Here is a 22989-nt window from a genome sequence, read left to right as displayed (position 1 = left end):
CGGCGGTTTTATCGGTTTGCCGGTTGGTTTATTTATTGCGGGTCAGCAGCTCGGTTCCGATTTGTCCGGCTGCGATTTCGCGCAGGGCGGTTACGGTTGGTTTGTTGTTGCGGATGTCGTCAACCAATGGCGTATTGCCGTTTTCGAGCTGGCGTGCACGACGGGCGGCAACGAGGGTAAGGTCGAAGTGGTTAGGGATTTTACCTGTGCAGTCTTCAGTAGTAATACGAGCCATGTTTGCTTGCTTTCTTTCTATGTTTCAAATAAACGGTTATTTTCGCTGTTTTTTACGAATTTTCCAACAGGTTTGAAATAAATCCCTGTTGAGAGGATTTTTTCAGACGGCCTGCTTTAATAATGTGGAACAAATCGGCTTCGGCACGATCCAAATCGTCATTCACGACGACGTAATCGAACAAAACGGATTGCTCAATCTCATGTCGGGCTTTTGAGAGGCGTGTTTGAATAACTTCTTCGCTGTCTGTACCACGGCCGATCAAACGTTGCGCCAAAACTTCAAAGGAAGGTGGCAGGATGAAAATGCTGCTGGCTTCAGGCAACGATTTACGCACTTGCGCTGCACCTTGCACATCAATTTCCAAAATTACATCATAGCCCTCTTCGCTCAAGGAATTCACGCCGGCGATACTGGTGCCGTAGTAGTTGCCGAACACATTGGCGTGTTCCAAAAAGGCTCTTTGCTCAATTAGTGATTCAAACTCTTCTTTGGGAACAAAGTGGTAATGCACGCCATGTGCCTCACCCTCACGCGGCTGACGCGTAGTATGAGAAATGGAAACACGGATGTCGTCATGATTTTTCAACAGACGTGACACCAAAGTCGTTTTACCTGTACCGGAAGCGGCAGAAATGATGTAAATATTGCCTTTTTTATGATTTTGCATGGTGGTTCAGCCGATGGTATGTATCTGTAAATTATAACACAACACAATGTTTCTCGGAATTTCAGACGGCATGTTACAAAATTTGGCTATTGTATCGATTAATTTGGCAAGTCCGCATATGACCGCTACAATATCGTATTAAAAACTTTTTGATTTCGGAATGTCGAGATGTTGATTCATCCTGAAGTAATGGGCGTAGAAGCTTTAGCGGACAAAATCCGTAAAATTGAAAACTGGCCGCAAAAAGGGATTTTGTTTCATGACATTACTCCCGTTTTGCAAAGCGCAGAATATTTCCGCCTGCTGGTCGATTTACTGGTTTACCGCTATATGGGGCAGAAAGTTGATGTCGTTGCAGGCTTGGATGCGCGTGGCTTCATCATTGGTGCAGCTTTGGCCTATCAGCTGAATGTCGGCTTTGTTCCCATCCGTAAAAAAGGCAAACTACCGTTTGATACGGTTTCTCAAAGTTACGCTTTGGAATATGGCGAAGCAACGGTAGAAATCCATACCGACGCCATCAAGCCGGGCGCACGCGTTTTGTTGGTAGATGATTTAGTGGCAACCGGCGGCACAATGCTGGCAGGTGTCGAGCTTATCCGCAAACTGGGTGGTGAAGTAATCGAAGCGGCTGCCATTTTGGAATTTACCGACTTGGATGGCGGCAAAAAAATCCGTGAAAGCGGCGCGCCATTATTTACCCTGTGCCAAAACAAAGGCTGTATGTAATAAAAAAACCGCAAGCTGATCAGCCTGCGGTTTTTTATGATCAAAATTATTCAAGGACGTATCCGTCCGTATCCCAGAAAGTTTTTTTCACCAACTGGTCGTCTTTATAAACTAACTCGGATTTCTTCGCACCATCATCGTACCAATCCAAAATAATGCCGCTACGTTTACCGTTGCGAATACTCAATTCAGACACGATGCGGCCATTTTCATCCCAACTGATGATCTCCGTCGGTTTGTCATTGCTCATCATCATTTCGGTTTTCGGGCTGCCGTCTGAATACCATTGTTTCCAATGACCATTGGCTTTATCGTGCTTAAACTGAATTTCGCTTTCTTTCACGCCATTTCGGTAATAGCGTGAACCCACGCCCTCACTCAAGCCATTTTGATAAGGCATTACCGCAGATTTTTTGCCGTTTGGATACCAGTTGACCCATTCACCATGCGGTTTGCCGTTGCGATAGCTGCCAACCATCTTTTTCTGCCCGTTAAAATGCCACAGAGTCAGCGTACCGTTATCCAGAGCCGGCACAAAAACCTTAATCTGACCAGCAGGTATCTCGTACGGATCAGAATATTTTTTCATCGATGGATAGTAAAAATCCTGCACCTGCGCCTTGCCTGCCTCAATCTTATATTGGCGGACATAAGCAACCGAAGGCATGGTCGCCGTCAGTTTACCGTTTTGATTGAAATAAACGGTATGTTGCTGGGCAAAGGCGGCAACGGGCATACTGAACAAGGCAGCGGCCAACAGGCCTGATTTTAAATAATTATTCATAATATGGCGTTTGGCAGTATATGTTCTACAAAAAGTCAGTAATAAAAATTCACTGACATTAGAAACTATGACGAATATTATAAGCTATAGTTTCAAAGCCTGCTTGGATTTCATATTCGGCATTCTATAGGCATTTGTATTTTCTTAAAACATTAAAAATTATACAGAACAAAGGCCGTCTGAAAAATTTTCAGACGGCCTTTGTTTTATTCATATCAAAATAAACTACTCTTCACCCAATAATTGCTCACGGGTCAACAAGAATACAAACCCATCGCCACCGCTGGTTTCTAACCAAGTAAACGGTAATTCTGGATAAGCCGCTTCCAATACGTCACGGTTGTGACCGATTTCAACCAACAATACACCTTTCGGATTCAAATATTTCGCCGCTTGCAGAATGATTTGACGTGTAGCGTCCAAACCATCTTCGCCACTGCCCAAAGCCAATTCCGGCTCATGCAGGTATTCATCAGGCAACGCTTCCACAGATTCCGCGTCAACATAAGGCGGATTGGAAACAATCAAGTCGTAGGTTTCATCCAAACCTTCGAACAAATCGGTATGCACCAAGCTGATACGGTCTTCCAAGCCATAATCTTCGATATTGATCGCAGCCACTTCCAGCGCATCCAAGCTCAAATCAACGGCATCGATTTGTGCATCGGGATAGTGATGCGCCATTTGAATGGCCAAACAGCCGCTACCGGTACACAAATCCAAAGCACGATGCACCAACTCATCGTGTTCAATCCAAGGACGAATACCGTCGCCAAGCAATTCATAAATAAAAGAACGAGGCACGATGACACGTTCATCGACATAAAAATCAAACTCGCCCTGCCATGCTTGATGTGTCAGATACGCGGCAGGAATATGCTCCACTGCGCGGCGTTCGAGAATGGACAATACCTCTTCCTTCTCACTTTGCAACAATTTGGCATCCAAATAAGGCTCCAACGTATCCAAAGGCAGATTCAAAGTGTGCAAAATCAGATAGGCTGCCTCATCATGGGCATTATCGCTTCCGTGTCCGAAAAACAGTCCGGCATCATTAAAACGGCTGACGGCGAAACGCAATAAATCGCGAACAGTGGTCAGCTCTTGAGCAGCTTGGTTAAACATAATGTTTTGTCTTGTCGATTTAAGAATATTGAAATTATAACAGAAAGGCCGTCTGAAAACTTTTCAGACGGCCTTCGATTTAATTCAGCTTAAGATTATTTATCGCGGCTGAATACGATTTTGGTAGCTTGGATAGCAACGCAGACAGCACCACCGATGAAGATCAAGTCAGCAGCGGTACGAACCCAACGCAGGGTATCCAAAATTTCCATTTGCAGGAATTCTTCGCTACGTGCATACCACAGACCATGAGTGATAGAAGCGTAAGCTTGAATCACGCCGACCGGCAACAGGCTGATGGCAATCATACCCACCAGACCGCCGTTCAGCAGCCAGAAGCCCCAAGTCATCAGTTTGTCGTCAAATTGAGCATTAGGTTTCAGGTAACGTGCAACCAGCAATACGAAGCCTAGAGCCAAGAAACCGTACACACCGAACAGAGCCGCGTGAGCGTGAACTGCAGTAGTGTTCAGACCTTGGATGTAGAACAGGGAAATCGGCGGGTTAATCAGGAAGCCGAATACGCCGGCACCGATCATGTTCCAGAAGGCAACTGCTACGAAGCACATCAGAGGCCAACGCAGACGTTTCGCCCAGTCGGACAGGTGTTGGTAAGACCAATGTTCGTAAGCTTCACGACCCAGCAGAATCAAAGGTACAACTTCCAAAGCGGAGAAACATGCACCGATTGCCATAGAGGCAGAGGTAGAGCCAGAGAAGTACAAGTGGTGCAATGTACCTGGAATACCACCCAACATGAAGATGGCAGCAGCAGCCAAAGTAGAAGCAGTGGCAGTACTACGGCGGACAAAGCCCATGTTGTAGAAGATGAATGCGAAGGCAGCAGTAGCGAACACTTCGAAGAAGCCTTCTACCCACAGGTGAACCACCCACCAACGCCAGTATTCCATCACAGCGATTGGAGATTTCTCACCGTAGAACAGGCCAGGAGCGTAGAACACACCCACACCAACCATAGAAGCTACAAAGATAGCCAACAGGTTTTTGTCTGTACCTTTTTCTTTAAAGGCAGAAATGGTGCAACGCAACATCAGGAACAGCCACAACAGCAAGCCGACCATCAGCAGAAGTTGCCAGAAGCGACCCAAATCCAAGTATTCGTAACCTTGGTGACCGAACCAGAAGTTCAGCTCAGGCGGAATGATGTGGGTCAAAGCAAAGAAGTTACCTGCATAAGAACCGCCGACTACGATGAACAGGGCGATGTACAGGAAGTTCACACCGGCACGTTGGAATTTAGGATCTTTACCGCCGTTCACAATCGGAGCCAAGAACAGACCTGCTGTCAGGAAGCCGGTTGCAATCCAGAAAATAGCGGATTGGATGTGCCAAGTACGGGTCAGCGCATATGGGAACCAGTCGGCCATTTCAAAGCCCAAGGCAGTATCGATACCGTAGAAGCCTTGACCTTCGACAGTATAGTGAGCGGTCAAACCACCCAACAGTACTTGTACGACAAACAACGCAACAGTCAGGAATACATATTTGCCCAACGCTTTTTGAGAAGGAGTCAGTTGTACTTTGGAAATAGGATCCTCAGTAGGTACTTCAACCTCTTCGTGTTTGGTCAAGAAAGAGTAACCCCACATCAGCAAGCCGATACCCATCAGCAACAATACCACGCTGGTGAAGGACCACATGTAGTTTTCAGTAGTCGGTACGTTGTTGATCAAAGGCTCGTGCGGCCAGTTGTTGGTGTAAGTGAAGTTCTCGTCAGGACGGTTGGCCGAAGCAGACCAAGAAGTCCAGAAGAAGAAGTTGAACAGTTTTTCACGCGCTTCTTGGCTTGGCAATGTGTTGTTTTTCATTGCAAAGTGTTCGCGAGTAGTTTGGAACTTAGGATCGTCGCTGTACACACCGTGATAGTAAGGCAGAATACTTTCGATCGCTTTCACGCGGGTATCGCTGATAACGACAGAACCGTCTTCCTTAATACGGCTTTGGTTGCGGTATTCGTCAGCCAAACGGGTTTTCAGAACAGCTTGTTCCTCAGGAGAAACTTCGTCAAATTTTTTGCCGTAAGTTTCTTGTGCAGTCAGATCCAACCATGCAACCAGCTCGCGGTGCAGCCAGTCGGCAGTCCAGTCCGGAGCTTGGTATGCACCGTGACCCAATACAGAGCCGACTTCCATACCGCCGGTAGTTTGCCATGCAGATTGACCTGCCAAAATATCGTCTTTGGTCATCAGGACTTTGCCGGATGCAGAAACGACTTGTTCAGGGTATGGCGGAGCCTTTTTATAGACTTCGCTACCCATATAACCAAGAATGGTAAAGCATACTGCCAGTACGGCAAACAGCAAGTACCAAAGCTTCTTGTACTGTCCCATTTTGAGTACTCCTTGATTTTGGTAATAAAGTGGTTGGGTATTAATTCATTAAATATGAATGTTAAAGATTGTATCACGGTTTTAAAAGTAAAGAAATATTTTGTCAATAATATTCCTTTAAAACCATTAACTTACATGATATTGATTCCTATTATCCTGTATAACTCCTCCTTTGTTATATTTTGTGTTAAGCCCACACTAACATTTTCACACAAAAATAAACTTTTCGGTTTAGTTTTTTATACTACTAAAGGAGTATTTAAGGATTAAAAGATTCATATTCATTGAACAATTTGATTTATGTCAAAATACACCCAAACAAGCGCCTACATAATCATACAAAATTTCAAACCATCCTATCAGGATACTTAACTTTTCTTACAATAAGGAAACTTTAAACATGAAACGCCAAACCTTAGCTGCACTTATCGCTTCTGTATTTGCACTGGCCGCATGCGGCGAACAAGCTGCTAAACCAGCTGAAACTCCGGCTGCCACCGCTTCTGCCGAAGCTCCTGCTGCTGCTTCTGACTCACAAGCTGCTGCCGAGACTCCTTCTTCAGAATTGCCTGTAGTCGATGCCATCATGACTCACGCTCCGGAAGTTCCACCTGCAATCGATCGCGATCATCCGGCTAAAGTACGCGTTAAAATGGAAACCGTCGAAAAAACCATGACTATGGAAGACGGTGTTGAATACCACTACTGGACATTCAACGGCGACGTTCCGGGCCAAATGATTCGTGTACGCGAAGGCGATACCGTAGAAGTAGAATTCTCTAACAATCCTTCTTCTACCGTTCCTCACAACGTTGACTTCCACGCTGCTACCGGTCAAGGCGGTGGTGCAGAAGCTTCTTTCACTGCCCCAGGCCACACTTCTACTTTCAGCTTTAAAGCTCTGCAAGCCGGTTTGTACATTTACCACTGTGCCGTTGCTCCTGTAGGTATGCACATCGCCAACGGTATGTACGGTTTGATCTTGGTTGAACCTAAAGAAGGCCTGCCTAAAGTAGATAAAGAGTTCTACATCGTACAAGGCGACTTCTATACTAAAGGTAAAAAAGGCGCTCAAGGCCTGCAACCTTTCGATATGGACAAAGCGATTGCCGAACAACCTGAATACGTTGTATTCAACGGTCACGTAGGCTCTATCGCCGGTGACAACGCCCTGAAAGCCAAAGCTGGTGAAACTGTTCGTATGTACGTTGGTAACGGTGGTCCTAACTTGGTATCTTCTTTCCACGTTATCGGCGAAATCTTCGACAAAGTATATGTTGAAGGTGGTAAACTGATTAACGAAAACGTACAAAGCACTGTGATTCCTGCCGGTGGCGCCGCCATGATCGAATTCAAAGTCGATATTCCAGGCAGCTACACTATAGTTGACCACTCTATCTTCCGTGCGTTCAACAAAGGTGCTTTGGGTCAATTGAAAGTTGAGGGTAACGAAAACCCTGAAATCATGACCAAAAAACTGAGCGACACCGCTTACCAACCTGCCGGTGCTGCCGCTTCTGCTCCAGCAGCTGCTTCCGCAGCAGCGCCTGCTTCCGCAGCATCTGCAGATAAAGGTGGCTACTAATCCAGTCATCTCGGCATAGAAACAGAAAAAAGCCACTGCTGTTCCGGCTGATGCAAGGACAACAGTGGCTTTCTTCCACGACCAATCGAAAGATTGGTTTTTCAGACGACCTCTCAAGCATCGAAGGTCGTCTGAAAAACCGGTTTCAAGCATTCACGAACCCGATAAGCCCAAAGCACAATAATCAGAAGGCTTCTCAGGATTTTTATCCGGTTTCGCTATATAATCAAAGCCTAATAATCCCGTATTTAGATTAGAAAGCCCGTTATGAAACTCATACCACTCATCGCCCTATTTACCCTTGTCGCAAGCGGCAGTGCAGCGGCGGCCGAAATGGTAAAAATCGAAGGAGGTAGCTACCGTCCTCTCTATCTCAAAAAAGAAACTTCCCTTATTAAAGTCAAACCTTTCCAGATTGACAAATATCCGGTGACTAATGCCGAATTTGCCGAATTTGTGAAAACACATCCGCAATGGCAAAAAGGTAATATCGGCTCCAAACAAGCTGAAAAAGCTTACCTGAAACATTGGGTGAAAAACGGCAGCAACAGTTATGCGCCTAAAGCTAGCGAACTCAAACATCCGGTAACCAATGTTTCATGGTTTGCCGCCAATGCCTACTGCGTTTCCAAAGGCAAACGCCTGCCGACTATTGACGAGTGGGAATTTGCAGGTTTGGCCTCTGCCACTCAAAAAGACGGCTCTGCCGAACCCGGCTACAACCGCACCATCTTAGATTGGTATGCAGACGGCGGCCGCAACGGCCTGCACGACATTGGTAAAAACAAACCCAACTACTGGGGCGTATACGATATGCACGGCCTGATTTGGGAATGGACTGAAGACTTTAATAGCAGCCAACTCTCAGCCGGCTCATCCAACACACAAATGTTCTGTAGCGGCGCATCCGTAGGCTCAAGCGACCCATCCAACTATGCGGCTTTCTTGCGTTACGGCATCCGTACCAGCCTGCAATCCAAATATGTTTTAAATAACTTAGGCTTCCGCTGCGCAAGCAAATAAAGTTTAGTTTTATCACCAAAGCAGCTTTGGCGGTACTGGAAGGTATCGCCGCTTTTTTTGGCCGTCTGAAAAGATGTGGCACACAAAGACAAATTGTGGCATAATCCGCCCGTCTTTATAAAAAGGCACTTAGGAGTTTGCTTAGGTCGTTTGGCTTGGCAAACTTGTCCGAACCTAAAAAGGTTCTTTTATTTTCGGAGTTATCCATCATGGCATTGACCGTAGAACAAAAAGCACAAATTGTTAAAGATTTCCAACGCAAAGAAGGCGATACCGGTTCTTCTGAAGTACAAGTCGCTCTGTTGACTTTCCGCATCAACGACCTGACTCCTCACTTCAAAGCTAACCCTAAAGACCACCACAGCCGTCGCGGCCTGTTGAAAATGGTTAGCCAACGTCGTCGCCTGCTGTCTTACCTGCGCCGTACTCAGCCTGATACTTACCGTTCACTGATTACCCGCCTGGGTCTGCGTAAATAATTTATGCTTAAAATCAACACCGCCTTTGGGCGGTGTTTTTATTCATATGCCCATGCCGTCTGAAACACAGGCCCACTCTGTGTTATACTTCCACACGCTTAAGCAGCAAGGCTTAAACTCCCAATCACTCCTTAAAGCTCCCATCAAAGCGAGAATCTGAATTGTCTGTTCATTCCATGTTGCACTCAGGAAAATTTTGGCTGAAATCCCTGGTTTTCGGCATTACCGCGCTTTTATGCCTCGCGGCGGTATTGAGTGCCTTAATGTTCCGCATATTCAACACAGAAAACATTGACGCATTCATACAAAAAAACTTTTCCGCCCATGGCTGCCAAATCAAATACAACACCACTATCGGCAGAAAATGGCTGCCACGCCCCACGCTAATTTTAAAAGACCTCAGCCTTTCCTCTTCCGAACCTGACACACCGACGCTGAACATCGCCGAGTCAAAAATGGGCTTTGGTTGGAGCAGCCTATGGTCGGATGCCCCCATTCTTGAGAAATGGATTCTTTTAAACCCGACACTGACACTGGACTCAAAACACCATCTGCCCGCCTGCCTGCAACAAGACCCATCGTCAAAAGAAAGTTTTCAGCTCAACCGCATCATCATCAATAACGGCAGCATCCGTTATCACACTAAAGAGCAAAATATTGCCTTAAACAACCTGCAATTTTCCCTGCGCAGAGCTGATTCAGACGGCCGTCCATTCGATATCAGCGGCACACTGCAAAACATCGGCAACCCCATCAGTTGGCAAGGCGCCGGCCATCTTGTACAAGATGATGCCGGCTGGAGCGTTCCCGCCCTCAAATTAAACCTGCAAACCGTATTGCTCAAAAACAAGCTGGATGCCCAAATCGCAGGCAGCCTTAATTGGCAAAACCAAACCGCCCTTTTCCGCGACTTCAATCTACAAGCCGAAAGCGGCTACCAAAACTTACATATCAACGTACGTTCGCCCCTCTTGCAGTTTAAAAACGGCTATTTGCACCTCAACACACTCAACGGTGCATTGACCGCCGGCAGTGAAAACAACCAATGGGACGGTTCATTCAAACTGGACAAAACCAACCTCTATCCAACTGTTTTGACCGCCGCCAATTTTGAACTCAAAGGCAGCCATAAAAACGACCGCCTCCAAACCAACTTTACCTTTTCCAGCCCGTTGGTTTGGCAAAAAGGCAAAGGCATCGATGCACCAAAACTACACCTCAGCACCCTGCAAGACACCATCAACCGCCTTCCCCGCCCCCGATTCATCAGTACCCTTGAAGGACAGGCCAATTTCAGTCTCAATACATGGGAAGGCCGTCTGAAAGGCGCATTTGACAGACAAGCCCTTGCATTGGCCTTTAAATACCAACGCGATGCCCAACCTCGTCCGCACCTTGACGCCGGTATCGCCTTACAAAAACTGAATCTGACCCCTTACTTGGAAGACCTGAAAACCCAGCCATCACTGAATCTTCCTTCCCTGCTGGCCAAATCCTGGTTGCCCGACATTGAGGCCAACCTCCAAATCGGCAGCATTCAAACTGCCGGCCTGCAATTAGAAAACGTCGAATCCCTGCTCACCGCCGATAAAGAACATATCGCCCTGCACCGTTTCAAAGCCGGGCTTTATGGCGGCAAAACCGAGGGCGGCCTGAGTATTGCGGCGACCCAACCTGCTTCCTACCACCTTCAGCAAAACGCAAAAGGCATACAAATTCAGCCGCTGCTACAAGACCTGTTCGGTTTCCACAGCTTCAGCGGCAGCGGCGACGCCGTTATCGACATTAAAACTACCGGCAATGACCGTGCCCAAATGATACAAGCCTTAAACGGCAGCCTGCTTCTCGATATTACCAACGGCGCATGGCACGGCATCGATATGGACAGCATTCTGAAAAACGGCATCTCTTCGGAAAAAATCGACAACAGCAACCTCAAAACCCCTTTCCATCATTTCATCCTCAATAGCGAAATCGAGAAAGGCATCAGCCATCATATCAACACCGAACTGTTTTCCGACAGTCTGCACGTTGTCAGCAGCGGCTATACCGATTTGAATACCCAAAAGCTGTCCGAAAACCTGCTTATCAGCAATGTACTGCAACCTAAAAACAAACCGATTCCCCTAAAAATCGGCGGTACCGTACAAAACCCTTCCATTACCCTCGATTACAGCCGCTTGACCAATGGCATGAACACACCGGCAGAAAAACAAAAAGCCCTTCAAAAAACCATACAAGAACAATGGAAGTGGCTCAAACCGCGCTAGGTTTTCAAATCAAAGGCCGTCTGAAACCCAAAAAGTTTCAGACGGCCTTTTAACAGATACATTATCAGAATAAAATGTTCACTTAGGAATGACCATATACACAATCAGTGCAACAATGATGGCAAACCATATCGCCAACATTATCAAGCCTTTTTTGGAGAGTTTTCTTTTTCTCCAATCGAGCCTCAATATTTCTACCGTACCCTCAAACATAGACCAAATCATTTCCATCAATATTTGCAGTAGAAATTCCAATAAATCCGACATCTACAAACCCAAACGCTCCCAAATCTCATCGATTTTGGCCGTAACGGCAGGGTCTTTTTTGATCACACGCCCCCATTCGCGGTCGGTTTCACCCGGCCATTTGTTGGTCGCATCCAAACCCATTTTGCCGCCGAGTCCGCTGACAGGGCTGGCGAAGTCGAGATAATCGATGGGCGTATTTTCTACCAAAACAGTGTCGCGTACAGGGTCCATGCGCGTGGTTACCGCCCAGATGACTTCTTTCCAATCGCGCACGTCCACATCGTCATCGACTACGATGATGAATTTGGTGTACATAAACTGGCGCAGGAACGACCAGCAACCCATCATCACGCGCTTGGCGTGTCCGGCGTACTGTTTTTTCATGCTGACCACCGCCATGCGGTAGGAGCAGCCTTCGGGTGGCAGATAGAAATCGGTGATTTCGGGGAACTGCTTTTGCAAAAGCGGGACGAACACTTCGTTCAACGCCACGCCCAAAACAGCAGGCTCATCGGGTGGTTTGCCTGTGTAGGTAGAGTGGTAAATCGGGTTTTCACGCATGGTGATGCGCTCGACCGTAAACACAGGGAAATGGTCCTGCTCATTGTAATAGCCGGTGTGGTCGCCGTATGGGCCTTCCAACGCGGTTTCGTTTGGATGAATGACACCTTCCAACACGATTTCTGCACGGGCAGGCACTTGCAAATCGTTGCCGATACATTTCACCAGCTCCGTCCGCGAACCGCGCAGCAGTCCGGCAAACTGGTATTCGCTTAAAGTATCGGGAACAGGCGTTACCGCGCCCAAAATGGTGGCGGGGTCGCAACCGAGGACAACGGAGACGGGATACGGCGTGTCAGGATTGAGTTTGCGGAATTCCTGATAATCCAACGCGCCGCCGCGATGCGACAGCCAGCGCATAATCAGCTTGTTTTTGCCGATTAACTGCTGACGGTAAATGCCCAAGTTCTGGCGTTTTTTGTGCGGCCCGCGCGTTACGGTCAAGCCCCACGTTACCAGCGGCGCAACGTCTTCCGGCCAGCAATGCTGAATCGGAAGTTGATACAAATCAACGTCGTCACCTTCCCACACGATTTCCTGACACGGCGCGTTTTTCACCACGTTCGGCGCCATGCTCCAAATATCTTTCAGCAACGGCAGTTTGGAAAACGCGTCCTTAATGCCTTTGGGCGGTTCGGGTTCTTTCAGATACGCCAGCGTCTGCCCGATTTCGCGCAGCTTGGATACGCTGTCCGCACCCATGCCCAGCGCCACACGCTCAGGCGTACCAAACAGATTCGCCAACACGGGATAATCGTAGCGCGTACCGTCAGGCTTAATCGGATTTTCAAACAACAACGCCGGCCCTTCGGCGCGCAGCACGCGGTCGGCAATTTCGGTCATTTCCAAATACGGCGACACCGGATGCTGAATGCGCTTGAGTTTGCCATCAGCTTCCAATCCGGCGATAAATTCTCGCAGATCTCTGTATTTCATGTTGATCCTTATTTGAGGCCGTCTGAAAACCAAATTTTGGATTTCAGACGGCCTGAATCATATATTGCAATATGGCTTTGGGGCATTCGCTGTTTTCAGCAAAAACCAATATGTACCATATGGGTTGTGAATACTGAACTTCCAGCCCTTGTAGCAGAAATCTATCCACGTTTCACCTGTAATCGTATCAGACACGAAGGTAATAGGCATTCCGCTGAAGTGGACAATTTGCTCAATAGCGGACAGGTTTACAAAACAGTTGCAGGAAAAGGTAGGAAATATCAAGTATGGTTTCGTTCAAGAGAGGAATGTTTACCTTTTGTTCTTAGTAATCCGATCCGAATACCGCATCTATCCTTGCCTGCGCTTCAGCGTATTCTATGCCTTGGTAAAAGTCGCGTACCAGCGGATGTTTACTGCTTTGATGGAGTTGTAGCAGAGGACGTTGGTTATTGAGCTGAGTAACGACATTACAATGCAGACCGAAGGTGTTGGTTTCATATGGGGGCAGCCAGTTGCATATCATACCGAAATAAACAACGTTTTCCGGATTATCATGGAAGTGGCTTTTATAATCGTTAAAACTCTTTTCGCTGACAGATACCCATACGCCGTATTCCAACGTTTCCTCATGTCCGATAATGGGGATATGCAGCACCGTGCGGATAAAGCGGTCAGTTTGGTCAGGATAGCGGATAATGCAGAAATCACCGTTACACTCGGCCTGGTAGGTACTACGTTCGTCCTCGCTTAACTCATTATAGGGATCTGGAGTGATAAAGCCGATTGCGGGCATCTCTTCATGATTTTCGCCGCAGGAAGTACAAGTGTACATAATGGATTCCTTTTGAATTTTAGATTCTTTAATTCCACAACCAACTTTCCAAACAGGCCGTCTGAAAACAGACTTCCATTTCGGGTTTGAAAGATAAACCAGCAGCTATTGTACCTGCCAAATCTGTTCAAATCCCAACTTTCCACGTCCGAATTTCGAGTTTTTTTGCAAACTACCGTCAAATTTAAACAATATCTGCTTGTGATTGCTTTCAGACAGCCTTATCTTTGGTAAAATTCCAACTTAATCCAGTCATCAATCAATATTTATCGTGGGACGGCGGCCATGTTTGCAATTTTAGAATCTTTTTTCGTTGAATACGGCTATGCGGCCGTGTTTTTCGTTTTGGTTATTTGCGGCTTCGGCGTGCCGATTCCTGAAGATTTGACACTGGTAACCGGCGGTGTGATTTCCGGCCTGGGTTATACCAACTCGCATATTATGTTTGCCGTCGGCATGCTTGGCGTATTGGTAGGCGACGGCTTTATGTTTGCGGCCGGCCGGATTTGGGGACAAAAAATCCTTAAATTCAAACCGATTGCCCGCGTGATGACGCCCAAACGCTATGCCCAAGTACAGGAAAAATTCGACAAATACGGCAACTGGGTTTTATTCGTCGCCCGTTTCCTGCCTGGCCTGCGTACTGCCGTTTTCGTGACTGCAGGCATCAGCCGCAAGGTTTCCTACCTGCGCTTCATCCTGATGGACGGCTTGGCTGCGCTGATTTCCGTTCCGGTTTGGATTTATCTGGGCGAATACGGCGCACGCAATACCGACTGGCTGATGAAAAAAATGCACAGCCTGCAATCCGGTATCTTTACCGTACTGGGCATCGGCGCAGTCATCGTCGGCTGGATTTGGTGGAGAAAACACCGCCGCCATACCTTCTTCCGTGAAAAATTACACGAAAAACGCGCTGCAAAAGCCAAAAAACAAGCCGATCAATAAACCATTTCAGGCCGTCTGAAACACTTCCCTGCTTTCAGACGGCCTCAATCATTCATCAGAAACACCATGAAACAAAAAATCTTCGTCCTCTACACCGGCGGCACCATCGGCATGACCCAAAGCAGCGCCGGCCTGCGCCCCGACACCGCGCTCGTCGATAAAGCCCTTGCCCCCTTTTCAGACGGCCTTGATTTCGAATGGCACGTTTGCCAGCCGCTCATCGATTCGTCCGCAGTAACGCTGCAAAACCAACGCGACTGGCTGGAGCTTATTATTGCCAAACTGCCTGACTATGACGGCATCTTGGTGCTGCACGGCACGGATACCATGGCATACACCGCCAACCTCTTCGCCCTTTCGCTGCAAGGCTTGGACAAACCCGTTATCCTGACCGGCTCACAATGGCCTTACGATGCCGCCAACAGCGATGCGCCGCGCAACCTTGCCACCGCCGTTTCCGCCTTCTCGCTCAAGCTCAAACAAGTGGCCATTGCCTTTGACGGCAAACTCTTCCCCGCCGTCGGCAGCAGCAAGGTCAGCACCGAGACCGCCGCAGGTTTTGACAACCTGCATTTTGGCGCACTCGCAGAATGGGATGAAAACAAAGGTTGGCACAATATTCGTACCGCCCCGACCCAACATTCAGACGGCCTCAAACCGCGTCTTCCAAATCCTGAAGCCAAAGTTTCCGTCCGCACGCTGATTCCCGGTTATGCCGCACAAGAACTTTCAGACAGCCTGCCCTATCTTTCCGCCCAAGCCCTAATCCTGCAAAGCTACGGCCACGGAAATGCGCCAAGCAACGATGCGTTTGTCCGATCCGTCCAAGCCTTTACGCAACAAGGAAAATTGCTGCTCAACATCAGCCAAGTGCCGCAAGGTTGCGCCGCCGCCGTCTATGCCCAAGGCGATGCTTTGCGTCAGGCAGGTATCATCAACGGCGGCAAATGCAACCTTGAAACCGCCACTGCATTGATGACCTTTGCCGTATCTCATGACTGGAATGCGGATAAGGTGCAACAGGAATTGCGACAATTAAATCTGCTGTAAACCGCCATTAAATATGACTTTCACCGACACCCACTGCCATCTTGCCGACCCCAAACTTGCCGATACGCTGCCTGCCGTGCTTACCGAAGCGCAAGCCGCCGGCGTGGCGCGTTTTATCGTACCGGCTACATCCCCCAAAGATTGGCGGGCAGTTGCGCAGCTGGAAAGGCCGTCTGAAAACATCCATATCGCTTTGGGCATTCATCCGTGGTTTTCAGACGGCCTTAACGAGGCGGCATTCCAAGAATTAGAGTCCGAATTAATCCGGCATCCGCAAGCATGGGTTGGCGAAATCGGCTTGGATTTTTATGGCAAAGAGCAAACCCAAGCGCAACGCGACACGCAAACCGACGTCTTTATCCGCCAACTCATCCTCGCCCAAAACCTCAACCGCCGCGTCATCATCCATAATCTGAAAGCCTCTGCCGCTATTGCCGCCGCCGTCAAAACCGCCGGTTTCACACGAGGCGGTATCGTTCACGCCTTCTCCGGCAGCGTAGAAGAAGCACGGATTTTGGTGAAACTCGGCTTCAAAATCGGCATAGGCTCGCTGCTGCTCAATCCCAATGCAAAAAAAGTCCGTGCCGCCTTACAAGCCTTAGACGACACGGATTTTGTTCTCGAAACCGACAGCCCTTTTATGCTCGGCCATGAAACCAATACACCAGCCAACATCCGCCGTATCGCCGAAATTGCCGCCGAATTGCGCGACGTACCACTGGTACAACTGGCTGAAATCACCGAGCAAAACGTGGATTCCCTGCTCCATACTTCCCCTTAATATGCCGACCTCAAGGCATCAAAAAGCCTTTCCCTACCATTTCGTTTCCAAACCAACACACTCTGCCTCCCCTACCCCATATTCATGAATAAAAAGCGATACAAGGCCGTCTGAAAAAATGTTTTTGGCACAAAATATCGTTCATTGCACCATTTCAGCTTTTTCAAGCCGTATTTTCCACTTGATTGATAAAAAGTATTACGCATATTATTGGGCAAACTTTTTATTTACGTTAAAATATGCTTTTTTTTGATAATAAGGCCGTCTGAAACAGGCGGAAAATACTTATGGCAGAACAACATACACACTCCTCTACTTGGAAAAGCAAAATTAATGCCCTCGGCCCGGGTATCATGATGGCTTCGGCGGCAGTCGGCGGCTCGCACCTGATTGCCTCCACGCAGGCAGGCGCACTTTACGGCTGGCAGCTTGCGCTGATTATCATTCTGACCAACCTGTTCAAATACCCGTTTTTCCGCTTCAGCGCACATTACACGCTGGACACGGGCAAAAGCCTGATTGAGGGCTATGCCGAAAAAAGCCGCGTTTATTTGTGGGTATTTTTGATTTTATGTATTGCATCAGCAACGATTAATGCCGGTGCAGTCGCCATCGTTACCGCCGCCATCGTCAAAATGGCGATCCCGTCGCTGACTTTCGATGCCGGCATGGTGTCCGTCATGATTATGGTTTCCTGCCTGCTGATTTTGGCAAGTGGCCGCTATAAAGCATTGGACAACGTTTCCAAAATCATCATCGTCAGCCTGACCATTGCCACCGTCGCCGCAGCAGCCGTGGCCATGTCTCGCGGCATGCAGATGAAACCCGACTTTATCGAGCCTACCCCGTGGACACTAGCAGGCTTGGGCTTCCTCATCGCGCTGATGGGCTGGATGCCTGCACCGATTGAAATTTCCGCCATCAACTCTTTGTGGGTTACCGAAAAACAACGCATCAACCCTTCCAGCTACCGCGACGGTATTTTCGACTTCAACGTCGGCTACATTACCAGCGCGATTTTGGCGGTCGTTTTCCTCGCCTTGGGTGCATATGTACAATACGGCAACGGCGAGGAAGTGCAAATGGCGGGCGGCAAATATGTTGGCCAACTGATTAATATGTACGCCGTTACCATCGGCGACTGGTCTCGTCCATTAGTGGCATTTATTGCTTTCGCCTGCATGTACGGCACCACCATTACCGTAGTGGACGGCTACGCGCGCGCGATTGCCGAACCGGTACGCCTGCTGCGCGGCAAAGACAAAACCGGCAATGTCGAATTGTTTGCTTGGAACATCTGGGTTGCAGGCTCAGGCTTGGCCGTAATTTTCTGGTTCAACAGCGCGATGGCGGAACTGCTCAAATTCGCCATGATCACCGCCTTCGTTGCCGCCCCTGTGTTCGCTTGGCTGAACTACCGCCTCGTCAAAGGCGACAAACGCCACAAACTGACCATGGGCATGAATTTCCTTGCCATTATCGGTTTGATTTACTTAACCGGCTTTACCGTTTTGTTCCTGCTGAACCAAACAGGCATCTTGGCTGCTCCTAAATAAGCCCATATGAAAAAGGCCGTCTGAAACTTAAAAACAGGTTTCAGACGGCCTTTCCAATCCATCATATCTTTTTGAATTTTCATTCAAACCCATTATAATGACTCCTTATTTCGCCGTTGCAGACCACTCGACGGCATCCGTATTTTGGAAAATTTATGAAGCCGTCTATCTTAGAAAAACTACAACAACTCAGCGACCGACTGGAAGAAGTCACGCACCTGCTCGGTCAGCCTGAAGCCACGTCCGACATGGACAACTACCGCAAACTCACACGCGAACACGCCGAACTGACCCCCGTAGTCGAAGTCTTCCAAAACTATCAGCTGGCGCAAAGCGACTTGGCAGATGCCGAAGAAATGCTGTCCGACCCCGAAATGAAAGACTTTGCCGCCGAAGAAATCGAAGCGGCCAAAGCCAAAATCGACACGCTCGATACCGAATTGCAAAAACTGCTATTGCCAAAAGATGCCGACGACGACAAAAACATCTTCATCGAAGTGCGCGCCGGAACGGGCGGCGACGAAGCCGCGCTGTTTGCAGGTGATTTACTGCGTATGTACAGCCGCTACGCCGAGCGCAACCGCTGGCAGGTTGAAATCGTTTCCGCAAACGAAAGCGAATTAGGTGGCTATAAAGAAGTCATCGCCCGCATTATCGGCTTGGGCGCATACAGCCGTCTGAAATTTGAATCCGGCGGCCACCGCGTACAACGCGTTCCTGCCACCGAAAGCCAAGGCCGTATCCACACCTCTGCCTGTACCGTTGCCGTCATGCCCGAAGCAAACGAACTGGAAGACATTGAACTGAACCCGGCCGACCTGCGCATCGACACCTTCCGCGCATCCGGTGCTGGTGGTCAGCACATCAACAAAACCGACTCCGCCGTCCGCATTACCCACTTGCCGACAGGCATGGTGGTCGAATGCCAAGACGGCCGCAGCCAACATGCCAACAAAGCACAGGCGATGAAAGTCCTCGCCGCCCGCTTAAACGACGCGCAAAAACGCGAAGCACAAGCCAAAGAAGCCGCCGAACGCAAATCCCTAATTGGCAGCGGCGACCGCAGCGAACGCATCCGCACCTACAACTACCCGCAAGGCCGCGTGACCGACCACCGCATCAACCTTACCCTGCACAAACTGGATTTTGTGATGGACGGCGACTTGGAAGAAATCACCAATGCCCTGATTGCCGAGCATCAAGCCGAGCTTTTGGCGGCAATGAGGGATTGATATTTGCCTCACTCTGATCATCATTACCAATATAAAATCCGTCTGAAATGTAAATTTCAGACGGATTTTATTTAAAAACAAACAAACCTATAAAACAGTATTTATTTTGAGATTTGCTCCAAGGTCTGGATCATCAATAATTTAAAAGACTGTTGTAAAGGTTCAGGAAGTTGTAAAAAAATCAGTTCGACCGGCATTTCTTCTAAATCCTTTAATGTATTGTTTTGCTGTCTTTCCAAGTATTCTGCTAGCAGAAAAATAGACGAAACACGGCATCCCAATGCATCAGCAAGATATTTTAAGATAGCCTCACTGTATCCTTGATTACCATTCTCAAGATTGGAGATATTACTTTTCGAAGTATTTGCAAAATCAGCAAGTTGCTGCTGTGTCCAACCTTTTTGTTTTCTCAAAAATCTAATTGCACGACTTATATTCATGCAAAAGATATTAGAGAGAAATAGATTCAATTGAAATTGTATTGCTGTACTTCTTGACATAAAAATACTTAAATGCAATACTTCATACAGTTTTACTGTACTTTTCCATTTTTATGAAACTTTAAATCTTGAGGTGACCAAATGAAAATTAAACACTATCTCTTTGCTGGGATTTTACCAGTAATGTTATTAACTGGTTGTATGGGGGGCTTACCTTCATGCGGTTCAAGTGATGCAGAAGATTTGGTTAAAAAAATCATTAACCAACGCTCATTTCTTTTAGGTCAATTTGTTTCATTGGATGATGTGGAAGAAACTGCCGTTAATCATGATGCCGAAATAAGAGTATGTTCTGCCAAATTGACCACAACAAAAGGAAGTGAAAACATCACTTACTCAATTAAATGGCAGAATAAAGATAAAAGTAGTTTCTACTTAGAAATCAATTAAATATTAGGAGTGATACAAATGAAGGGACAAATTTTAGACTTTTCAATTCAAAACGGTGGTGGTCTGATCAACGGGGAGGATGGTAAGCGTTATCCATTTAAAAGCGAAGAATGGAAAGAACAAAACATTCCTACTCGAGGCATGAATGTTGATTTTGATATTAATGGAGATGGTCAGGCTATTGGTATTTACAAGGCACTAAATAGCAGTTCATCTAATAATGTCGTAAATGCATTCAATACTGTGGCGCAATCCAGAAATGAAAATGGACAATTATCACTGTTTGCCTTATTTTTGGAAACGCTATCTAAACGTTATGCACAATTTTCAGGGAGAGCATCCAAACGAGAATTTTGGGGATATACACTCTTTAGAATAATTGCAGATTTTTCCATTTTTATTGTCGCAATAATAATGTCTGAAATTAGCAGAAGTCTTGGAGATATTTTCTTCCTCCTATATTACCTATTTGCTCTAGCTGTAATTATTCCATCTTTATCTGTCGTTATTCGCCGTCTCCATGATATAGGAAAATCAGGTTGGTGGTTTCTCATTATACTTATTCCTATTATTGGCCCAATCTGGCTAATTGTTTTGATGTGCCAACCATCCTTCAATGGGGATAATCAATGGGGTAGTATGCCTGAAAACTAACCTTCTAGAGTAAGGCCATCTGAAACAAAAATTTCAGATGGCCTTTCCCAATGAATTAATCAAACTTTGTCTTACTCATTTCTATTTTACTGATACTCTAATACTTCCAAAAATTATGACTTAACCTTCAATCACTGATCTCCATTTCTAAATTACCTGAATACCAGAATTTCCCCTATGAACAGTATATTTAAAATAGTGCGATCTTTTTTAAAATTAAAAAATATTTATTTTGAGTAAATATGTAAACTGATACTTTTAGAGAAAATCATGATGCCCTGATTGCCGAACATCAAGCCGAGCTTTTGGCGGCAATTGGGGATTGATGGACTTGGTCCATTGCGTTTATACTTTTCAGACGGCCTGATGACATATGTCAATATGACCGTGTATATGTTATCCCAAAGTGATAAAATGCAGCACCAGCTGCGCCCCAGCAACACCCTTCTACAATCACCGAAAGAGAGGACACAAAATGGCAAAAATCCTGATCGCACCGGTATCTACCGGCCTGAGCGCCGATGCAGCGGCAAAAGCATTCGCAGCGGCATTAAATGCACAAGTTTTCCAAGCCGTTGACTCCACTACAGAAGCCCTGTTGGCTCAAGGCAAGAGCGACGACTGGTTTGACGCACTTGTCGGTAAAGTTGCAGCATTGAATGCAGATAACCTCGTTATCGAAGGCATCACTCCTGATGCAGACAAATTGTTCTTGGCAGGCAAAAACATCGAATTGGCGTTGTCTTTGGACGCAGGCGTTGTATTGGCGCTGAAATCCGACAACACCGACGCAGCCACCGTCGCCCAACAATTAAACCTCACCAAACAGCTCTACACCAACTCCCCGGGCTTATTGGAAGGCTTTATCATTGACGGCGCAGCAGCCGCTTTAGGCGCACAAGTTGCCGAGCAAACCGGCCTGACTTTCTTCGGCTCCAGCGACAAACTGCAAGATGTATCCGCTTTGGCCAAACGCGAAGCCAAACGCCTGTCTCCAGCTCAATTCCGTTACAACCTGATCGATTTCGCACGCAAAGCCGATATGCGCATCGTTCTGCCTGAAGGCGCAGAACCACGCACCGTCGCTGCCGCCGCTATCTGTCACGAAAAAGGCATCGCCCGTTGCGTACTGTTGGCTACCCGCGAAGAAGTTGAAGCCGTAGCGAAAGAACGCGGTATCTCCCTGCCTGATTCTTTGGAAATCATTGATCCTGCTACTTTGGTTGAGCAATACGTTGAGCCGATGTGCGAATTGCGCAAATCCAAAGGCCTGACTCCTGAAGATGCACGCAAACAGCTGCAAGACACCGTCGTACTGGGTACCATGATGATGGCTCAAAACGACGTGGACGGTTTGGTTTCCGGCGCAGTCCACACTACTGCCAATACCATCCGTCCTGCCCTGCAACTGATTAAAACCGCTCCGGGTGCAAGCCTCGTATCCAGCGTATTCTTCATGTTGCTGCCTAACCAAGTATTGGCATTTGCCGACTGCGCGGTTAATCCGAACCCAATGCCTGAACAACTGGCCGACATCGCCATCCAATCTGCCGACAGCGCCAAAGCTTTCGGTATCGATCCAAAAGTAGCCATGATTTCCTACTCTACCATCAACTCAGGCAGCGGCCCTGATGTCGATGCAGTGATCGAAGCAACCAAACTGGCGAAAGAGAAACGCCCTGATTTGGCCATCGAAGGCCCGCTGCAATACGATGCGGCTACCGTTCCATCTATCGGCCAATCCAAAGCTCCGGGCAGCGCTGTCGCCGGTCAAGCAACCGTTTTGGTTTTCCCAGACCTCAATACCGGCAACTGTACTTACAAAGCCGTACAACGCAGCGCCAACGTCCTGAGCGTAGGCCCGTTGCTGCAAGGCTTGCGTAAACCGGTTAACGACTTGTCCCGCGGCGCATTGATTGAAGACATCGTCTTCACCATCGCCCTGACTGCCGTTCAAGCCAAACAAATGCAAGGCTGATTGACAAGCTGATACTTTGAAATCAAAGGCCGTCTGAAACCGATGTTTCAGACGGCCTTTCGTATCTT

The 22989-nt window shown here is 47.5% G+C and carries 21 protein-coding genes; 13 read left to right on the top strand and 8 right to left on the bottom strand.

The features are described 5' to 3' along the window. Positions 1 to 28: 28 nt before the first annotated feature. Entirely contained in the window at positions 29 to 235 is a 207-nt protein-coding gene (rpoZ, locus tag TW89_RS05795) for a DNA-directed RNA polymerase subunit omega (protein ID WP_003682294.1), read from the bottom strand. Between the two features lie 52 nt (positions 236 to 287). Further along, positions 288 to 905 carry a guanylate kinase gene (gmk, locus tag TW89_RS05790; protein WP_003686079.1) on the bottom strand — a complete coding sequence of 206 codons (618 nt, stop codon included), beginning with the start codon at positions 903 to 905 and terminating at the stop codon, positions 288 to 290. Positions 906 to 1073: 168 nt separating this feature from the next. On the opposite strand from gmk, the gene TW89_RS05785 reads away from it, so the two are divergent. Beyond that, positions 1074 to 1634, top strand: a complete 561-nt coding sequence (locus TW89_RS05785) for an adenine phosphoribosyltransferase (RefSeq protein WP_003682296.1) — start codon at positions 1074 to 1076, stop codon at positions 1632 to 1634. Between the two features lie 46 nt (positions 1635 to 1680). Here TW89_RS05785 and TW89_RS05780 read toward each other — a convergent pair whose 3' ends face one another. From TW89_RS05780 to TW89_RS05770, 3 genes are all read right to left on the bottom strand, one after another. Next, positions 1681 to 2418 carry a toxin-antitoxin system YwqK family antitoxin gene (locus tag TW89_RS05780; protein WP_128580831.1) on the bottom strand — a complete coding sequence of 246 codons (738 nt, stop codon included), beginning with the start codon at positions 2416 to 2418 and terminating at the stop codon, positions 1681 to 1683. 225 nt (positions 2419 to 2643) lie between these two features. Then, the gene (prmB, locus tag TW89_RS05775; RefSeq protein WP_128580830.1) at positions 2644 to 3543 is read right to left on the bottom strand and encodes a 50S ribosomal protein L3 N(5)-glutamine methyltransferase; all 900 of its coding nucleotides are present in this window, start codon (positions 3541 to 3543) and stop codon (positions 2644 to 2646) included. A gap of 95 nt (positions 3544 to 3638) precedes the next feature. Next, a complete protein-coding gene (locus TW89_RS05770) occupies positions 3639 to 5894 on the bottom strand; it encodes a nitric-oxide reductase large subunit (protein ID WP_128580829.1) in 2256 nt (751 codons plus the stop codon). A gap of 400 nt (positions 5895 to 6294) precedes the next feature. Here TW89_RS05770 and nirK point away from each other — a divergent pair, with 400 nt between their 5' ends. The 4 genes from nirK to TW89_RS05750 all read left to right on the top strand — a co-directional run bounded on the left by nirK (position 6295) and on the right by TW89_RS05750 (position 11251). After that, a complete protein-coding gene (gene nirK / locus TW89_RS05765; protein WP_128580828.1) occupies positions 6295 to 7479 on the top strand; it encodes a copper-containing nitrite reductase in 1185 nt (394 codons plus the stop codon). 267 nt (positions 7480 to 7746) lie between these two features. Further along, the gene (locus TW89_RS05760; RefSeq protein ID WP_128580827.1) at positions 7747 to 8502 is read left to right on the top strand and encodes a formylglycine-generating enzyme family protein; all 756 of its coding nucleotides are present in this window, start codon (positions 7747 to 7749) and stop codon (positions 8500 to 8502) included. A 209-nt stretch (positions 8503 to 8711) separates the two neighbouring features. Further along, the gene (gene rpsO / locus TW89_RS05755) at positions 8712 to 8981 is read left to right on the top strand and encodes a 30S ribosomal protein S15 (protein ID WP_036491726.1); all 270 of its coding nucleotides are present in this window, start codon (positions 8712 to 8714) and stop codon (positions 8979 to 8981) included. A gap of 176 nt (positions 8982 to 9157) precedes the next feature. Continuing rightward, a complete protein-coding gene (locus TW89_RS05750; protein WP_128580914.1) occupies positions 9158 to 11251 on the top strand; it encodes an AsmA family protein in 2094 nt (697 codons plus the stop codon). A gap of 267 nt (positions 11252 to 11518) precedes the next feature. On the opposite strand, the gene ubiD is transcribed toward TW89_RS05750, so the two are convergent. Continuing rightward, positions 11519 to 12997, bottom strand: a complete 1479-nt coding sequence (ubiD, locus tag TW89_RS05740; protein ID WP_128580825.1) for a 4-hydroxy-3-polyprenylbenzoate decarboxylase — start codon at positions 12995 to 12997, stop codon at positions 11519 to 11521. A gap of 325 nt (positions 12998 to 13322) precedes the next feature. Beyond that, a complete protein-coding gene (locus TW89_RS05730; protein ID WP_128580824.1) occupies positions 13323 to 13832 on the bottom strand; it encodes a DUF2199 domain-containing protein in 510 nt (169 codons plus the stop codon). 285 nt (positions 13833 to 14117) lie between these two features. On the opposite strand from TW89_RS05730, the gene TW89_RS05725 reads away from it, so the two are divergent. From TW89_RS05725 to prfA, 5 genes are all read left to right on the top strand, one after another. Beyond that, positions 14118 to 14780 carry a DedA family protein gene (locus TW89_RS05725; protein WP_128580823.1) on the top strand — a complete coding sequence of 221 codons (663 nt, stop codon included), beginning with the start codon at positions 14118 to 14120 and terminating at the stop codon, positions 14778 to 14780. A 66-nt stretch (positions 14781 to 14846) separates the two neighbouring features. After that, the gene (locus TW89_RS05720) at positions 14847 to 15830 is read left to right on the top strand and encodes an asparaginase (protein ID WP_128580822.1); all 984 of its coding nucleotides are present in this window, start codon (positions 14847 to 14849) and stop codon (positions 15828 to 15830) included. Between the two features lie 13 nt (positions 15831 to 15843). Next, positions 15844 to 16611 carry a TatD family hydrolase gene (locus tag TW89_RS05715; protein ID WP_128580821.1) on the top strand — a complete coding sequence of 256 codons (768 nt, stop codon included), beginning with the start codon at positions 15844 to 15846 and terminating at the stop codon, positions 16609 to 16611. 287 nt (positions 16612 to 16898) lie between these two features. Beyond that, positions 16899 to 18167: an Nramp family divalent metal transporter gene (locus TW89_RS05710; RefSeq protein WP_128580820.1), complete on the top strand. Its 1269-nt coding sequence runs from the start codon at positions 16899 to 16901 to the stop codon at positions 18165 to 18167. Between the two features lie 155 nt (positions 18168 to 18322). Beyond that, positions 18323 to 19399, top strand: a complete 1077-nt coding sequence (gene prfA, locus TW89_RS05705; RefSeq protein WP_128580819.1) for a peptide chain release factor 1 — start codon at positions 18323 to 18325, stop codon at positions 19397 to 19399. Between the two features lie 101 nt (positions 19400 to 19500). Here the strand turns inward: prfA and TW89_RS05700 are convergent, their stop codons facing one another. Then, on the bottom strand, positions 19501 to 19812 hold the full coding sequence (locus TW89_RS05700; protein ID WP_003745796.1) for a helix-turn-helix domain-containing protein: 312 nt from the start codon (positions 19810 to 19812) through the stop codon (positions 19501 to 19503). Between the two features lie 168 nt (positions 19813 to 19980). Between TW89_RS05700 and TW89_RS05695 the strand changes: the two genes are divergently transcribed. The 3 genes from TW89_RS05695 to pta all read left to right on the top strand — a co-directional run bounded on the left by TW89_RS05695 (position 19981) and on the right by pta (position 22921). Then, positions 19981 to 20289, top strand: a complete 309-nt coding sequence (locus tag TW89_RS05695; RefSeq protein ID WP_003745794.1) for a hypothetical protein — start codon at positions 19981 to 19983, stop codon at positions 20287 to 20289. 18 nt (positions 20290 to 20307) lie between these two features. Then, the gene (locus TW89_RS05690) at positions 20308 to 20943 is read left to right on the top strand and encodes a DUF805 domain-containing protein (RefSeq protein ID WP_004519377.1); all 636 of its coding nucleotides are present in this window, start codon (positions 20308 to 20310) and stop codon (positions 20941 to 20943) included. A gap of 475 nt (positions 20944 to 21418) precedes the next feature. Next, positions 21419 to 22921, top strand: a complete 1503-nt coding sequence (pta, locus tag TW89_RS05685; protein WP_128580818.1) for a phosphate acetyltransferase — start codon at positions 21419 to 21421, stop codon at positions 22919 to 22921. Positions 22922 to 22989: the final 68 nt, after the last annotated feature.

This window comes from Neisseria flavescens, assembly GCF_001618065.1.
GTDB lineage: Bacteria > Pseudomonadota > Gammaproteobacteria > Burkholderiales > Neisseriaceae > Neisseria > Neisseria flavescens_A.
The sequence above is the reverse complement of the archived record's forward strand: the minus strand, read 5'-3'. Positions and strand labels throughout refer to the sequence as shown.

Excerpts from the sequence above, each read along its gene's own strand:
- TW89_RS05760 (WP_128580827.1), top strand. The coding sequence starts at position 7,747 with ATGAAACTCATACCACTCATCGCCCTATTTACCCTTGTCGCAAGCGGC.
- TW89_RS05710 (WP_128580820.1), top strand. The coding sequence starts at position 16,899 with ATGGCAGAACAACATACACACTCCTCTACTTGGAAAAGCAAAATTAAT.
- TW89_RS05725 (WP_128580823.1), top strand. The coding sequence starts at position 14,118 with ATGTTTGCAATTTTAGAATCTTTTTTCGTTGAATACGGCTATGCGGCC.
- nirK (WP_128580828.1), top strand. The coding sequence starts at position 6,295 with ATGAAACGCCAAACCTTAGCTGCACTTATCGCTTCTGTATTTGCACTG.
- prmB (WP_128580830.1), bottom strand. The coding sequence starts at position 3,543 with ATGTTTAACCAAGCTGCTCAAGAGCTGACCACTGTTCGCGATTTATTG.
- gmk (WP_003686079.1), bottom strand. The coding sequence starts at position 905 with ATGCAAAATCATAAAAAAGGCAATATTTACATCATTTCTGCCGCTTCC.
- TW89_RS05690 (WP_004519377.1), top strand. The coding sequence starts at position 20,308 with ATGAAGGGACAAATTTTAGACTTTTCAATTCAAAACGGTGGTGGTCTG.
- TW89_RS05715 (WP_128580821.1), top strand. The coding sequence starts at position 15,844 with ATGACTTTCACCGACACCCACTGCCATCTTGCCGACCCCAAACTTGCC.
- TW89_RS05695 (WP_003745794.1), top strand. The coding sequence starts at position 19,981 with ATGAAAATTAAACACTATCTCTTTGCTGGGATTTTACCAGTAATGTTA.
- TW89_RS05770 (WP_128580829.1), bottom strand. The coding sequence starts at position 5,894 with ATGGGACAGTACAAGAAGCTTTGGTACTTGCTGTTTGCCGTACTGGCA.
- pta (WP_128580818.1), top strand. The coding sequence starts at position 21,419 with ATGGCAAAAATCCTGATCGCACCGGTATCTACCGGCCTGAGCGCCGAT.
- TW89_RS05750 (WP_128580914.1), top strand. The coding sequence starts at position 9,158 with ATGTTGCACTCAGGAAAATTTTGGCTGAAATCCCTGGTTTTCGGCATT.
- rpoZ (WP_003682294.1), bottom strand. The coding sequence starts at position 235 with ATGGCTCGTATTACTACTGAAGACTGCACAGGTAAAATCCCTAACCAC.
- rpsO (WP_036491726.1), top strand. The coding sequence starts at position 8,712 with ATGGCATTGACCGTAGAACAAAAAGCACAAATTGTTAAAGATTTCCAA.
- TW89_RS05730 (WP_128580824.1), bottom strand. The coding sequence starts at position 13,832 with ATGTACACTTGTACTTCCTGCGGCGAAAATCATGAAGAGATGCCCGCA.
- TW89_RS05780 (WP_128580831.1), bottom strand. The coding sequence starts at position 2,418 with ATGAATAATTATTTAAAATCAGGCCTGTTGGCCGCTGCCTTGTTCAGT.
- TW89_RS05785 (WP_003682296.1), top strand. The coding sequence starts at position 1,074 with ATGTTGATTCATCCTGAAGTAATGGGCGTAGAAGCTTTAGCGGACAAA.
- TW89_RS05720 (WP_128580822.1), top strand. The coding sequence starts at position 14,847 with ATGAAACAAAAAATCTTCGTCCTCTACACCGGCGGCACCATCGGCATG.
- ubiD (WP_128580825.1), bottom strand. The coding sequence starts at position 12,997 with ATGAAATACAGAGATCTGCGAGAATTTATCGCCGGATTGGAAGCTGAT.
- prfA (WP_128580819.1), top strand. The coding sequence starts at position 18,323 with ATGAAGCCGTCTATCTTAGAAAAACTACAACAACTCAGCGACCGACTG.